Annotated in this window: 10 protein-coding genes and 3 tRNA genes; 10 read left to right on the plus strand and 3 right to left on the minus strand. The window is 65.8% G+C overall.

All coding sequences use genetic code 11. The features are described 5' to 3' along the window. Positions 1-21 precede the first annotated feature (21 nt). Positions 22-963 carry an alpha/beta hydrolase gene (locus tag AB4Z48_RS23440; protein WP_441618352.1) on the plus strand — a complete coding sequence of 314 codons (942 nt, stop codon included), beginning with the start codon at positions 22-24 and terminating at the stop codon, positions 961-963. Between the two features lie 130 nt (positions 964-1,093). Here the strand turns inward: AB4Z48_RS23440 and fabI are convergent, their stop codons facing one another. Further along, entirely contained in the window at positions 1,094-1,882 is a 789-nt protein-coding gene (gene fabI / locus AB4Z48_RS23445; protein WP_441618354.1) for an enoyl-ACP reductase FabI, read from the minus strand. A 239-nt stretch (positions 1,883-2,121) separates the two neighbouring features. Here fabI and AB4Z48_RS23450 point away from each other — a divergent pair, with 239 nt between their 5' ends. From AB4Z48_RS23450 to AB4Z48_RS23470, 5 genes are all read left to right on the plus strand, one after another. Next, positions 2,122-4,002, plus strand: a complete 1,881-nt coding sequence (locus AB4Z48_RS23450; RefSeq protein ID WP_441618356.1) for an extracellular solute-binding protein — start codon at positions 2,122-2,124, stop codon at positions 4,000-4,002. 27 nt (positions 4,003-4,029) lie between these two features. Next, positions 4,030-5,079, plus strand: a complete 1,050-nt coding sequence (locus tag AB4Z48_RS23455) for a microcin C ABC transporter permease YejB (RefSeq protein ID WP_441618358.1) — start codon at positions 4,030-4,032, stop codon at positions 5,077-5,079. Then, the gene (locus tag AB4Z48_RS23460; RefSeq protein ID WP_441618360.1) at positions 5,076-6,203 is read left to right on the plus strand and encodes an ABC transporter permease; all 1,128 of its coding nucleotides are present in this window, start codon (positions 5,076-5,078) and stop codon (positions 6,201-6,203) included. Before AB4Z48_RS23455 ends, AB4Z48_RS23460 begins: the two co-directional genes overlap by 4 nt. Positions 6,204-6,301: 98 nt before the next feature. Then, positions 6,302-7,942, plus strand: a complete 1,641-nt coding sequence (locus tag AB4Z48_RS23465) for an ABC transporter ATP-binding protein (RefSeq protein WP_441618395.1) — start codon at positions 6,302-6,304, stop codon at positions 7,940-7,942. A 323-nt stretch (positions 7,943-8,265) separates the two neighbouring features. Continuing rightward, positions 8,266-8,955: a C40 family peptidase gene (locus AB4Z48_RS23470; protein ID WP_441618362.1), complete on the plus strand. Its 690-nt coding sequence runs from the start codon at positions 8,266-8,268 to the stop codon at positions 8,953-8,955. An 88-nt stretch (positions 8,956-9,043) separates the two neighbouring features. Here the strand turns inward: AB4Z48_RS23470 and AB4Z48_RS23475 are convergent, their stop codons facing one another. After that, entirely contained in the window at positions 9,044-9,985 is a 942-nt protein-coding gene (locus tag AB4Z48_RS23475; protein ID WP_441618364.1) for a patatin-like phospholipase family protein, read from the minus strand. A gap of 249 nt (positions 9,986-10,234) precedes the next feature. On the opposite strand from AB4Z48_RS23475, the gene gltX reads away from it, so the two are divergent. The 4 genes from gltX (at position 10,235) to AB4Z48_RS23495 (ending at position 12,333) form a co-directional block, all read left to right on the plus strand. Beyond that, the gene (gene gltX / locus AB4Z48_RS23480; RefSeq protein WP_441618366.1) at positions 10,235-11,644 is read left to right on the plus strand and encodes a glutamate--tRNA ligase; all 1,410 of its coding nucleotides are present in this window, start codon (positions 10,235-10,237) and stop codon (positions 11,642-11,644) included. Positions 11,645-11,925: 281 nt separating this feature from the next. Next, a tRNA-Ala gene (locus tag AB4Z48_RS23485) sits at positions 11,926-12,001 on the plus strand. 110 nt (positions 12,002-12,111) lie between these two features. Beyond that, positions 12,112-12,187 (plus strand) — tRNA-Glu (locus tag AB4Z48_RS23490). Between the two features lie 69 nt (positions 12,188-12,256). Continuing rightward, positions 12,257-12,333: transfer RNA gene (locus AB4Z48_RS23495), tRNA-Asp, on the plus strand. A gap of 209 nt (positions 12,334-12,542) precedes the next feature. On the opposite strand, the gene AB4Z48_RS23500 is transcribed toward AB4Z48_RS23495, so the two are convergent. Further along, complete coding sequence (locus tag AB4Z48_RS23500) at positions 12,543-13,895, minus strand: MATE family efflux transporter (RefSeq protein WP_441618368.1); 1,353 nt, start codon at positions 13,893-13,895, stop codon at positions 12,543-12,545. Positions 13,896-13,904 lie beyond the last annotated feature (9 nt).

Consider the following 13,904-nt stretch of genomic DNA (forward strand, 5'->3'; position numbering starts at 1 on the left):
CGGGCTGCCTGCGGTTGCGGCATGCGCGGTATCGACATCCTGGCCGATCTCATGTCCAACTTCTCAAGCGCCGCCGGAACCGGCGGCACCGGGGCCGGTGGCACCAGAAAAGTGCGCTACTGGCTGGCCGGCGGGGCCTGTGTGCTGCTGGCCGCCGCCGTGGCGCGCCATGCGCTGTTCCTGGCCGTCGAGAGCGACGCGTTCGAGCCCAAGCCGGCCAGCGCCGCCGACGCGCTCACGCCCGACCGCCTGGGCGCGCCGTCCCGCCAGTTCGCGTTCGCCAGCGGCGAGCGCATGCTGCGCGCGTCGTGCGTGCTGGCGCAAAGCGCCGAGGCACCGGCGCTGCTGATCTATCACGGCGACGAGGAAAATCTCTCCGACTGGGCCAGCGCGCAGGCGCTGCTGTACCGCAACGGCATTGCCTCGTGCGTGTTCGACTACAGCGGCTACGGCGCCAGCGGCGGCAAGCCCGGCGTGCGCAACCTGCGGGAAGATGGCCTGGCGGCCTACAGCCAGTTCCTGGCGGCCACGCCGCAGGCTGCGCGGCGCTATGTGATGGGGTTCTCGCTGGGCTCCGGCGCGCTGCTCGACGTGGTCCAGGCGCTGCAGCCGGCGCCGGCGGGCATGGTGATCGCTGCCGGCTTCACATCGGCGCGCGAGGCGGCCGTGGTCACGGGGCGCGTGCCCGCGTGGATGGCGCGGCTGCTGCCCGAGCCATGGGACAACGAGTCCCACCTGCGCGAATCCCGGCTACCCGTGCTGTTCGTCCACAGCCGCGCCGACGAAGTCATTCCGTTCGCGCATGCCGAGCGCCTGGCCGGCGCCGCGGCCGGCACCAGGCGCCTGGTGGCGCTCGACGGCCTGCCGCACGACGCCGCCATCGAACCCGAGCGCCAGGATCCGTTCTGGGCGCCGATCGTGGGTTACCTGCGCTCAGGCTCCCTGGAAGGCAACGGGGGCTAGCGATGCGGCCCGGGGCAACCTCCACAGTCCACCGGGAACTGCCAAAAGGAACAAAAAAAGGACGCCGGCCCAAGCCGCACGTCCTTTTCCGAGGCAATGCCAGGTATCTCCCGGCAGTACCGCTTCCGGCTTACGCTTCCGCGGGCAGGCTCGCGCCAACCGTGTTGAAACCGGCGTCCACGTACGTGATCTCGCCCGTCACGCCGCTGGACAGGTCCGACAGCAGGAAGGCGGCCACGTTGCCGACTTCCTCGATGGTCACGTTGCGGCGCAGCGGCGCGGCTTCCTCGAAGTGGCCCAGCAGCTTGCCGAAGCCCTTGATGCCGGAGGCGGCCAGGGTCTTGATCGGGCCGGCGGAGATGCCGTTGGCACGGATGCCGCGCGGGCCGACCGATGCGGCGAGGTAGCGCACGCTGGCTTCGAGCGAAGCCTTGGCCAGGCCCATGGTGTTGTAGTTGGGCACCGTGCGTTCCGCGCCGAGGTAGGTCAGCGTCAGCAGCGAGGCCTTGTCCGACAGCATCGGCAGGGCGGCCTTGGCCAGGGCGGGGAAGCTGTAGGCGGAGATGTCGTGGGCCACCCGGAACGCTTCGCGCGACAGGCCTTCGAGGAAATCGCCGGCGATCGCCTCGCGCGGGGCGAAGCCGATCGAGTGGACCAGGCCGTCGAGCTTGTCCCAGTGCTTGCCCAGTTCGGCGAAGGTATTGGCGATCTGCTCGTCGCTGGCGACATCGCATTCGAAGACGAGGTCGGTGCCGAATTCCTTGGCAAAGTCGTTGATGCGGTCCTTGAAACGCTCGCCGACATAGGTGAAGGCGAGTTCCGCGCCTTCGCGTTTGCAGGCCGATGCGATGCCGTAGGCAATCGAGCGGTTGGACAGCAAGCCGGTGATCAGGATTCGCTTACCTGCCAGAAATCCCATAGGTTCTCCAATGATGTTCGAGGCGGACGGGCACGGTTCGTGCAATGGCGTCCGGGGTTGCGGCGCGCACCGCGCGGTGGCTGCGCTGCGGCAGGCTGACGGCCGGCATGGCTGCGGCGCCGCGTACTGGAATGTCCGGATGGCTGGACGCCATCCGATCCAAGGTAAAATTGTCTCATAACTTGACCGCGCCGCCGACGGCCGCGGACTGTCCGATTCAGGTGGAGGACCCAAACCGGATGCATATTCGCGCACGTAGACCGCTTCAGGCGGCATGGCAGCGCTTCCGCACGATGTCGGTGCTGGGCTGTGGACTGTTAGCCCTGGGTGCCGCGGGTTTTCCCCTATCAGCTGACGCAGCCCATGGCTTCGCACAGTATGGTGAACTCAAGTATCCGGCCGATTTCACCCATTTCGACTACGTCAATCCCGACGCGCCGCGCGGCGGGACGCTGACCCTCGCCAATCCCGACCGGCGCACCAGTTTCGACAAGTTCAATCCGTTCACGCTCAAGGGTACGTCGGCCCCCGGCGTGAATTCGTTGATGTTCGAGTCGCTGCTGATCCCCAGCGCGGACGAGACCGCCAGCGCCTACGGCCTGCTGGCAGACGACGTCACCGTGGCTCCGGACGAGCTGTCCGTGACGTTCCACCTGCGCCCGAAGGCGCATTTCAGCAACGGCGACCCGGTGCTGGCGAGCGACGTCAAGTATTCCTACGAGATGCTGATGAGCAAGGCGTCCAGCCCGGGCTACCGCAGCATGTGCACGGACGTGAAGGCGGTCACGGTAGTGGGCCCGCACACGGTGCGCTTCGATTTCAAGCAGCGCAATATCGAGCTGCCGCTGATCGTCGGCTCGCTGCCGGTGTTTTCCAGGAAGTGGACCGCCACGGTGCCATTCGAAAAGCTGACCTTCGAGGAGCCGGTGGCAAGCGGCCCCTACCTGGTCGACCGCTACGACGCGGGGCGCGGCATCACGTTCAGGCGCAATCCGGCGTATTGGGGCAACGATCTGGCGGTGCGGCGCGGCACCTTCAACTTCGACCGCGTGGTCTATCGCCTGTACAAGGACGAGACCGCGAAGCTGGAAGCCTTCAAGGCCGGCGAGTTCGACGCCATCGTGGAGTACAAGGCCAAGAGCTGGGCCAAGAGCTACGAGGGCAAGCGCTTCTCCAACGGCGACCTGATCAAGACCGACTTCCCGCACCGCAACGGGGCCGGCATGCAGGGCTTCGTGATGAATATGCGCAAGCCGATGTTCCAGGACGTGCGGGTCAGGCAGGCCCTGATCCTGGCGCTGGACTTCGAATGGCTGAACCGCCAGCTCTTCTATGGCGCCTACCGCCGGCTCGACAGCTGGTTCTCCAACAGCGAACTGGCCGCCAGCGCCACGCTCGATGGCCAGCCCGGTCCCGGCGAACTGGCGTTGCTGGAGCCGCTGCGCTCGCAACTGGCGCCGGAAGTGTTCGGCCCCATCGTGACGCAGCCCACCACCAATCCGCCGCGCTCGCTGCGTGACAACCTGCGCGACGCGCGCAGGCTGCTGGCGCAGGCCGGCTGGACCTACGAGGATGGTGCGCTGCGCAATGCCAAGGGCGAGCCGTTCGTCTTCGAGTTTCTCGACGACGGCGGCGCCATGAGCCGCGTCATCACCACCTATGTGCGCAACCTCGAAAAGCTGGGCATCGAGGTGAACCAGCGCACCACCGACTTCGCGCTGTACCAGAAACGCCTGGAGGACTTCGATTTCGACATGGTGTCGATCCGTTTCCCGGATTCCCAGAGCCCGGGCAACGAGCTGCGCGACCGCTTCAACAGCGAAGCAGCCACCACGCCGGGATCGGACAACCTGTTCGGCCTCAAGTCGCCGCCGATCGACCGCCTGGTCGACAATGTGCTGCACGCCCATACGCGCGAGGAACTGGTCAATGCCGGGCGGGCGCTGGACCGCGTGCTGATGCACGGCTACTACATCGTGCCCAACTGGTACAGCGCGTCGCATCGCGTGGCATACCGCAAGGAACTGATCTACCCGGAACGCCTGCCGTATTTCTACACGGCCGAAGGCTGGGTCCTGAGCAACTGGTGGCGTACCGACACCAAGCCGGCTGCCCGATAAGCGCGGACTGGAACAGAAGGAACCGAGATGCTCATTTACCTCCTCAAGCGCGTCCTGCTGATGATCCCGACCCTGATCGGCGTCATCACCCTGACGTTCGTGGTGATCCAGTTCGTGCCCGGCGGCCCGGTCGAGCAGATGATGATGGAGCTCAAGGGGCGGGGCGGTGGCGGCGAGGCCAGCGGCGGCGGCGCGGAATATCGCGGCCGCCGTGGCGTGGACCCGGACAAGATCAAGGAAATCCAGGCGCTCTACGGCTTCGACAAGCCGCCGCTCGAGCGCTACTTCATCATGCTCAAGCGCTTTGCGCGCTTCGACCTGGGGCAGAGCTACTTCCAGCACCGCAGTGTGTGGGAGCTGGTGAAATCCAAGATGCCGGTGTCCATCAGCCTGGGTTTGTGGACCTTTTTCCTGACTTACCTGATATCGGTGCCGCTCGGGATCTCCAAGGCGATCCGGGCGGGCAGCCGGTTCGATGTGGTCACCAGCATGGTGGTGCTGGTGGGCTATGCCATTCCGGGCTTCGTGCTGGGCGTGCTGCTGCTGGTGTTGTTCGGCGGCGGCACCTTCGTGCAGTGGTTCCCGCTGCGCGGGCTGACTTCCGATGACTGGGACCAGCTTTCGATGATGGGCAAGGTGATGGACTACCTGTGGCACCTCGTATTGCCGATCACCGCCTCGGTGGTGGGCAGCTTCGCGGTGATCACCATGCTGACCAAGAACGCGTTTCTCGAGGAAATCCGCAAGCAGTACGTGCTGACCGCGCGCGCCAAGGGGCTGGCCGAGCGCCGCGTGCTGTGGAAGCATATTTTCCGTAACGCGCTGATCCCGCTGGTGACCGGTTTCCCGGCGGCCTTCATCGGCGCGTTCTTCACCGGCTCGCTGCTGATCGAGACCTTGTTCTCGCTCGACGGGCTCGGCCTGTTGTCCTACGAGGCAGTGCTGCGGCGCGACTACCCGGTCGTGCTCGGCACGCTCTACCTGTTCACCCTGATCGGGCTGGTCACGCGGCTGATCTCCGATGTCTGCTACGTGATGGTCGACCCGCGCATCCACTTCGAGGCCGTGCACCGATGAAATTCCGCTCGCGCACGCTACCCAACGGCCTGCCCCATTCGCCGTCGCCGCGCCAGCGCGCCTGGCAGCGCTTTCGCCGCAACCGGCTGGGCTACTGGAGCCTGATCCTGTTCGTCGCCATCTTCGTGCTCAGCCTGTTCGCCGAAGCCTTGTCGAGCGACCGGCCGCTGGTGGTGAAGTACAAGGGCGAATGGTATTTCCCCATCGTCAAGGTCTATCCGGAGACGACCTTCGACGGCGACTTCCCCACGCGCACGGATTATCTCGATCCGTTCATCCGCAACCGCATCACCAGCAACGGTAACTTCGCCGTCTTCCCGCCCAACCGGTATTCCTACGACTCGCTCAACTACTTCTCCAAGGAGCCCAATCCGGCGCCGCCTTCGGCGGAGAACTGGCTGGGCACGGACGACCGGGGCCGGGACGTGCTGGCGCGGCTGCTCTACGGTTTCCGCGTGTCCGTGCTGTTCAGCCTCGCGCTGACGCTGATCGGCGTGCTGATCGGCACGCTGAGCGGTGCGCTGATGGGCTTCTTCGGCGGGCGCTTCGACCTGATTTCCCAGCGCGCCATCGAGATCTGGAGCTCCATGCCCGAGCTCTACCTGCTGATCATCTTCGCCTCGATCTTCACGCCCAGCCTGGCGTTGCTGATCATCCTGCTGTCGCTGTTCGGCTGGATGGGCTTGTCCGACTACGTGCGCGCCGAGTTCTATCGCAACCGCTCGCTAGACTATGTGAAGGCGGCGCGTGCGCTGGGCCTGTCCAATGTGCAGATCATGTGGCGCCATATCCTGCCCAACAGCCTGACGCCGGTCATCACGTTCCTGCCGTTCCGCATGAGCGCGGCCATCCTGGCGCTGACCAGCCTCGATTTCCTCGGGCTGGGCGTGCCACCCACCACGCCCAGCCTCGGCGAGCTGCTGGCGCAGGGCAAGGCCAACCTCGATGCCTGGTGGATTTCCCTTTCGACCTTTGCCGTGCTGGTGCTGACCCTCTTGCTGCTTACCTTCATGGGCGACGCCCTGCGCGACGCCTTCGATACTCGCCTGGGCCTGGCGCAGTTGCGCGGCCGCGTGGAGCCGAAGGCGCCCGAAGGCTCGCCGGCCGCGGAGGTGACGCCATGAGCGCGCTGCCACAAGCCGGCGCCGCGAATGGCGCCTCGAATGGCGCCAAGAACGGCAAGAAGCCCCGCCCCGAAAGGGGCGCTGCCGGCGGCCCCCTGATGTGCATCGAGCGGCTTTCCGTCACGTTCGGCCACGGCGAGGATGCCACGCGCGCGGTGCGCGACGTCAGCTTCGACCTGCGCGCAGGCGAGCGCTTCGCGCTGGTGGGCGAATCCGGCTCGGGCAAGACCGTCACGGCGCTGGCCATGCTGCGGCTGGTGGAGGATGCGCGCTACCAGGGCGCGGTGCGCTTCGAGGGGCGCGACCTGCTGCAGGTGTCGGAGCGCGAGATGCGGGGCATCCGTGGCGGCGACATCGCCATGATCTTCCAGGAGCCCATGACGGCGCTCAACCCGCTCTACACGATCGGCAACCAGATCGTGGAGACGCTGGCGCTGCACGAGGGCCTGGACCGCCGCGCGGCGCGCGAGCGCGCCGTGGCGCTGCTCGAGCGCACCGGCATTGCCGACGCCGAGCACCGTTTCGACAGCTTCCCGCACCAGCTTTCGGGCGGCCAGCGCCAGCGCGCCATGATCGCCATGGCGCTGGCGTGCCGGCCGAAGCTGCTGCTGGCCGACGAGCCCACCACGGCGCTCGACGTGACCATCCGCGTGCAGATCCTGGAGCTGCTGCGCGACCTGCAGAGCGAGTTCGGCATGGCGGTCATGCTGATCACGCATGACCTCAACCTGGTGCGGGCCTTTGCCCAGCGCGTGGGCGTGATGGAGAAGGGCGTGCTGGTGGAGGTGGGCGAGACCGCCGAGGTCTTTGCCGCACCCCGCCATCCCTATACCCGCAAGCTGATCGACAGCCGGCCGCGCCGCGAGGTGCTGCCGCTGGTGCCGCTGTCGCCGGTACTGCTCGAAGCCCAGCGGCTGTGCGTGAACTACGCGCGCAAGCGGCGCGGCCTGGCCGGCTGGTTCGGGCGCGACCATCTTGCTGCCGTGAAGGATGTCGATTTCACGCTGCGCGAGGGCGAGACGGTTGGCATCGTGGGCGAATCGGGATCCGGCAAGACCACGCTGGCGCACGCCGTGCTGAACCTGACGCGGCGCACCAGCGGCGAGATCCGTTTCCTCGGCCGCAGCCTGGACGATGTCTCGCGCCGCGAGCGCAGCACGCTGCGATCGCGCCTGCAGGTGGTGTTCCAGGATCCGTTCGGTTCGCTTTCGCCGCGCATGACCATCGAACAGATCGTGGGGGAGGGCCTGGCCCTGCACCAGCCGGGGCTGTCGCGCGACGCCATGCGCCAGCGCGTCACCGAGGCGCTGCGCGAAGTGGGCATGGACCGCACCGCGCTGGGTCGCTATCCGCATGAGTTCTCGGGCGGCCAGCGCCAGCGCGTGGCGATTGCGCGCGTGCTGATCCTCAAGCCCCAGGTGCTGGTGCTGGACGAGCCAACCTCGGCACTCGATGTCTCGATCCAGCAGCAGGTGCTTGCGCTGCTGACGCAGTTGCAGCGCAAGTACAACCTCAGCTACCTGTTCATCAGCCACGATCTCGCCGTGATCCGGGCGATGGCGCATCGCGTCATCGTGATGAAGTCAGGCGAGGTGGTCGAGGCGGGGGAAACCGAGGCCGTGCTGGGTGCGCCGCAGCACGCTTACACCCGCAAGCTGATGCTGGCAGCCGAGATTGGTGCGGCGGATCCCGCGGCGCCGCAAATTGGTGCAACTGAATTCAGGGTGTCACCGGATTGACTCGCGCCTGACTCGCGCCTGACATAACGAAAACAAGAAAGCAGATGCGACTTTTGTCGTATGGGCTTGATTCCAAAGCCTTTTAGGTGGATTTTGTAACGTACTTTGACATGTGAATGACAACCTTATACCATCCGGCGAGAACTAATTTTGGGGGTGGTTCGCGCGTCGCTTGTAGATTGCGCGGGTGGTCTGCGTCACATGATCACGCTGGTCCGCTTATTGCGTGCCACATTTACCCCGTTGAACTACCCCGTTGAATTCGAGCCCGCCCGGCGTGTCGTCCCGGGCCTGGTAAAGAGAACGATTGATCAGGAGAACCAATGCAGCGAACGGTGCTTCATTCCCTGGCGCGCGCCGCCGTTGGAATAGCCATTGCCTGCGGTGCTGCTCTGTCGAATGGAGTGCTGGCTGATACGGTCTTCAAGGACCCTGACGCCCGCATCGATGCACGTGCCGAGCTGAGCTCGGACCCGCATCCGGAAGGCAAGCGTGGCTTGCTGTCCTCGATGATGAGTTCCACCAGCCACGTTGCCAGCAAGGCTGGCGACCTCGTCATGAATGCCCTCGGGCTGATTGGCGTGCGCTACCGCTTCGGCGGCAACAGCCCGGAATCGGGCCTGGACTGCAGCGGCTTCGTCCGCTACGTGTTCAATGACACCTTTGGTTTCATGCTGCCGCGCCGCTCGGTGGAAATGAGCCAGGTCGGCATCACGGTGGCGGCCAACGACCTGCGTCCCGGCGACCTGGTGTTTTTCAACACCATGCGCCACACGTTCTCGCACGTCGGCATCTATATCGGCGACAACAAGTTCGTGCATGCTCCGTCCACGGGCAGCAAGATCCGTGTCGACGACATGCGCGCCTCGTACTGGGTGACGCGCTATAACGGTGCCCGCCGCATCGACGACAAGCCGCAGGATGGCGTGGGCGCCGGCAACCTCGGCAATATGGTCGAGACGCTCAAGCGTTTCGATCCCAACGCCGGCGGCCGTTCGCTCTACGGCGGCTGAGCCTGGCCGGGTGCGCCCGGCTCCGGACAAAAAAAGGACTGCCATGCAGTCCTTTTTCATTTGCGCCGGCCGGCGGCCGTTGGCGGGATTACTGCGCGGCCACCGTGCCGGCAGGCCTGAGGCGCGCCTGCGCCAGCTTGTCGCGCAGGCCTGCCATTGCCGCCGCCATGGCCTGCTCGCCGGCCAGGATGGCGCGGTTGCGCGCGGTGAAATCGCTGCCGCCCATGTCGGGCAGGTCGGGGCGGATCACCACGTCGGCGCGTGCCAGCGCCATCTTGTTGATCGACTGTCCCATGATGGCCGTGGTCTGCAGCAGCACGCCGCTCTGGCCACCGTTCTTCTGGCTGGACGGATCCGCCGAGATATTCACGGCGATCACGAAATCCGCGCCCATGGTGCGTGCCGAATCCACCGGCACCGGCTCCACCAGCCCGCCGTCCACATAGTCATGGCCCTGGATCGAGACCGGCTGGAACACGCCCGGCACGCTGCTCGAAGCACGCACCGCCTGGCCAGTATTGCCGCGCCGGAACAGGATGCCCTGGCCGGTCTTGAGATCGGTGGCGACGATGCCCAGGGGCAGCTTCATGGCCTCGATGGGGCGGTTGCCGATCAGCTTGTTCACATAGTTCTGCAGCGCCTCGCCCTTGAGCCAGCCGCCGAAGCGCGTGCCAAAGGGCAGGGCCCAGTCGGCGATGGCGGCTTCGTCCATGGTCAGCGCCAGCTTGTTGAGCTGGAAGCCGCTCATCCCCGACGCATAGAGCGCGGCGACCACCGCGCCGGCGCTGGTGCCGGTGACCAGGTCCGGGTGGATGCCCTGGGCTTCCAGCGCCTTGATCACGCCGATGTGGGCAAAGCCGCGGGCGGCACCCCCGCCCAGCGCGAGGCCGATCTTGATGGGGCGGGACGGTGCCGGGGGCACGACAGCCGGTGTGTCGGGCTGGGCGGTCAGGGGGCCCGGCTTGGGGCCGAAGGAGCAGGCAGCGAGCAGCGCTGCCGCGCCCGCGCCAAGAAAGTTGCGTCGTTGCATGGATCGAGGAAGGAAGGGAAGTGGCGCGGTCGTCACCGATGGCGCCATTGTGGGCATGGATGTGCGGCCGGCGCCAGCGCCGCATCCGCGCGGCAGCATTTCAGACCGGGCAGAGGATAAATGATTCCGCGCGCGCAGGCATCCGGCGCGCGGCGGGGCCGGCCGTGGCGCCCCGCTTGCTATAATGCGGCGATCCTACACCCGGCCTGCGCGCGCATCCGCGCGCAGGCTTTTTTGTTTGCCTCCGACATGACACAACGCGTCCGCACCCGCTTCGCGCCGAGCCCGACCGGCTTTATCCACCTCGGCAACATCCGCTCCGCGCTCTACCCATGGGCCTTTGCGCGCCGCATGAAGGGCGACTTCATCCTGCGCATCGAGGACACGGACGTCGAGCGCTCGTCCCAGGAATCGGTGGACGTGATCCTGGAAGGCATGGCCTGGCTCGAGATGGATATCGACGAAGGCCCGTACTACCAGATGCAGCGCATGGACCGCTATCGCGAAGTGGTCAAGCAGATGGTCGATAGCGGGCTGGCCTATCCGTGCTACATGAGCACCGAGGAGCTGGACGCCCTGCGCGAGGCCCAGCGCGAACGCGGGGAGAAGCCGCGCTACAACGGCTTCTGGCGTCCCGAGCCGGGCAAGGAGTTGCCCGCGCCGCCGGCCGGCGTGCAGCCTGTGATCCGCTTCAAGRACCCGATCGGCGGCAGCGTGGTGTGGGACGACGCGGTCAAGGGCCGCATCGAGATCTCCAACGATGAACTGGATGACCTGGTGATCGCCCGCCCGGACGGCACGCCCACCTATAACTTCTGCGTGGTGGTCGATGACCTCGACATGAAGATTACCCATGTCATCCGCGGCGACGACCACGTCAACAATACGCCGCGCCAGATCAACATCATTCGCGCGCTGGGCGGCACGCCGCCGGTCTTCGCCCACTTGCCGACCGTCCTCAACGAGCAGGGCGAGAAGATGAGCAAGCGCCATGGCGCCATGGCCGTCACGGGCTACCGCGACGAAGGCTACCTGCCGGAGGCCGTGCTCAACTACCTGGCCCGCCTGGGCTGGGCGCACGGCGATGCGGAGATCTTCTCGCGCGAGCAGTTCGTCGAGTGGTTCGACCTCGAGCACCTGGGCAAGTCGCCGGCGCAGTACAACCCGGAGAAGCTGGCCTGGCTCAATAATCACTACATCAAGGTAGGCGACAACGCGCGGCTGGCTGCGCTGACCCTGCCGTTCATCGAGGCACTGGGCGGCAAGGTGGAGGAGGGCGGTGCCAGCCTCGAGGGCGTGGTGGGCCTGGTGAAGGACCGCGCCAATACGCTCAAGGACGTGGCGCAGGCCGCGCTGCTGTTCTACCGCGGCGAGCCGCAGCCCGATGCCGCGCTCAAGGCCGAGCATCTCAACGCGGATATCCTGCCGGCGCTGCAGGCCCTGAGCGCTCGCCTGAGCGCGCTCCCGGCGTGGAAGCGCGAAGACATCAGCGCGGCCTTCAAGGCCGTGCTGGCCGAGTTCGGCCTGAAGATGCCCAAGCTGGCCATGCCGGTGCGCCTGCTGGTGGCAGGGCAGTTGCAGACGCCGGCCATCGATGCCGTGCTGGAGCTGTTCGGCCGCGACGCCGTGCTGCGCCGCCTGCAAAACGGGCTCGCCTGAAATTTTTTGCAGAAAGTCTCGAAAGGGGCTTGCGCTCCTGCCGGGACTTAAGCATAATCTCGTTCTCCCTGCAGCGCGGACAAAAACCAAGCGGGCTTAACGGATGGCAGCGATCAGTAGTAATCCCGCAGAAATGCGGATCGCTAAAAAAAGTTAAAAAAAGGGGTTGTCAAAAAGCAAGGTTGTTTATATAATCTTGTCTTCGCTGAAACAAAGAAACAAACGCGAAACGACAGCAGCAGTAAGGCTGGTGCAGTAAATAAGCAGCAAGGTAGTACCATGGGGCTATAGCTCAGCTGGGAGAGCGCTTGCATGGCATGCAAGAGGTCAGCGGTTCGATCCCGCTTAGCTCCACCAAAATGCCGGAAGTTTCGAGTGCGGTAAAATCGAAGCTTCCCAGCGCGGCGAGAACATGATTATTCAGTTCTCTGTCGTGCAAGACGGAACAAGTTGAAAGACGAGTTTCTGTCCCCTTCGTCTAGAGGCCTAGGACATCACCCTTTCACGGTGAGTACAGGGGTTCGAATCCCCTAGGGGACGCCAGATTTCGAGCGTAATCAAACGTTCGGTTTGTCGTCGGCGGCATTACTGCCGGTAGCAAGCAGAAGTATTGGAGTGGTAGTTCAGTTGGTTAGAATACCGGCCTGTCACGCCGGGGGTCGCGGGTTCGAGCCCCGTCCACTCCGCCAAATCTAAACCCGCATGGTTATGCCATGCGGGTTTTTCTTTTTCCGCTTCCATATTCTGCGATTCGCCCTCGCCGTTCTCCGCCGGTGTCCTTGGCGGCGGCCCGCGATAATCTTTTCGTCACGGGCGTGGCCGGCCGCCTGGCGGCACGGCGCATTATGCCTGCCTGCCCCCGCGATTACCCCCCCCGTGATTATCTCCAGGTCCGGCATCAGCCCGCCTGGCGCCGGCTCACCGTGACGAAGTAACGCACCAGCAGCGATCCGGCGAGCGCCAGGCTCAGGCTGTTGGCCAGCCAGAAGCCGGCTGCGCCGCGCGTGAAGGCCGGCATCGACTCGAGCAGGCCGAAGCCAAGCACATAGCCCCCGCCCAGCCCGACGCCCCAGAGCGAAAGAGCATAGATCAGCGTTGGCACCAGTGCGATCTTGTATGCACGCAGGATGAAGGCGGTCATCACCTGGACCGCATCGAAGGCCTGGTAGAAGGCGATGAACAGCATCAGCGGCAGGGCGGCCTTCACTACCGCCGGATCCTTGGCGTAGGCATGCAGCAGCGGCTCGCGCAGGATCCACAGCAGGCTGCCTACCAGGATCGCAAGCAGCGCTGCCAGGCCGATGCCGCGCCTGGCGATGCGGCGCGCCGCGGCGTGATCGCGCGCGCCGATCGACTGCGCCACCAGCGTCGAGGTGGAGATCGCCAGCGAGAGCGGCAGCATGTAGGCGACCGCGCCAAGGTTGGCGATGATCTGGTGGCCGGCCAGCACGACGGTGCCCATGCGCGTGATGAAGATCGACATCAGCGTAAACGAGGTGATCTCGATCAGGTAGGTCAGGCCCATCGGTACGCCCAGGCGCAGCAGCGCACGGATCGGCCGCGCCTGCGGCCACGCCCAGCTCGAGAAGATCTGCAGGGGCCGGTAGGCCGCGTTGCGCCGCAGGATCATCACGCCGGATATGCACCAGATCCAGCTGATCGATGCCGAGGCCAGCGCGCAGCCCGGGCCGCCCATCGGCGCCAGGCCGAGTCCGCCTCCGATGAACCAGGCATTGAGCGGGATCTTCACGCACAGCCCGGCCAGCTGGAGCACGGTCACCATCACCGGTCGCGACAGGGCATTGTTCAATGCCGAGTAAATGCGAAATCCGAGTGCCGCCGGCAGGCCGAAAGCCTGGATATGCAGGTAGTGGGTTGCCTTCTCGACCAGTTCGGGCGGCGCCTGCGCGAACTCCAGCAAGGGCCCGGGGAAGGCCAGCAGCAGCATGCCCGGCACCGCCAGCGCCACGCCCAGCCAGGCAGCCTGCCTGACTTCGCTGCCGATCTCCGCCGCGCGGCCGGCCCCGTGCAGCTGGCCGGCGACCGGGGCGAGCGCCTGCAGTACGCCCATCAGGCTGATGTAGACCGTAATGTAGATGGAGCCGCCAAGCCCCACGGCGGCGAGATCGGTGGCCGAGGCGCGACCGGCCATGATGGTGTCGATCACGCCGAAGGCGATCACGGCGAGCTGGCCGACCAGGACTGGCGCGGCCAGCTCGCCGATGCGGCGGAGATCCTGCAGCAGTTTCATCCGATGGGC

It is taken from the genome of Cupriavidus sp. 2TAF22, assembly GCF_052115045.1.
Classification (GTDB): Bacteria; Pseudomonadota; Gammaproteobacteria; order Burkholderiales; family Burkholderiaceae; genus Cupriavidus.

What these genes read in the sequence shown, in the direction of transcription:
- AB4Z48_RS23460 (WP_441618360.1), top strand. Translation starts at nt 5,076, where the DNA reads ATGAAATTCCGCTCGCGCACGCTACCCAACGGCCTGCCCCATTCGCCG.
- AB4Z48_RS23475 (WP_441618364.1), bottom strand. Translation starts at nt 9,985, where the DNA reads ATGCAACGACGCAACTTTCTTGGCGCGGGCGCGGCAGCGCTGCTCGCT.
- AB4Z48_RS23465 (WP_441618395.1), top strand. Translation starts at nt 6,302, where the DNA reads ATGTGCATCGAGCGGCTTTCCGTCACGTTCGGCCACGGCGAGGATGCC.
- AB4Z48_RS23500 (WP_441618368.1), bottom strand. Translation starts at nt 13,895, where the DNA reads ATGAAACTGCTGCAGGATCTCCGCCGCATCGGCGAGCTGGCCGCGCCA.
- AB4Z48_RS23470 (WP_441618362.1), top strand. Translation starts at nt 8,266, where the DNA reads ATGCAGCGAACGGTGCTTCATTCCCTGGCGCGCGCCGCCGTTGGAATA.
- fabI (WP_441618354.1), bottom strand. Translation starts at nt 1,882, where the DNA reads ATGGGATTTCTGGCAGGTAAGCGAATCCTGATCACCGGCTTGCTGTCC.
- AB4Z48_RS23455 (WP_441618358.1), top strand. Translation starts at nt 4,030, where the DNA reads ATGCTCATTTACCTCCTCAAGCGCGTCCTGCTGATGATCCCGACCCTG.
- AB4Z48_RS23450 (WP_441618356.1), top strand. Translation starts at nt 2,122, where the DNA reads ATGCATATTCGCGCACGTAGACCGCTTCAGGCGGCATGGCAGCGCTTC.
- AB4Z48_RS23440 (WP_441618352.1), top strand. Translation starts at nt 22, where the DNA reads ATGCGCGGTATCGACATCCTGGCCGATCTCATGTCCAACTTCTCAAGC.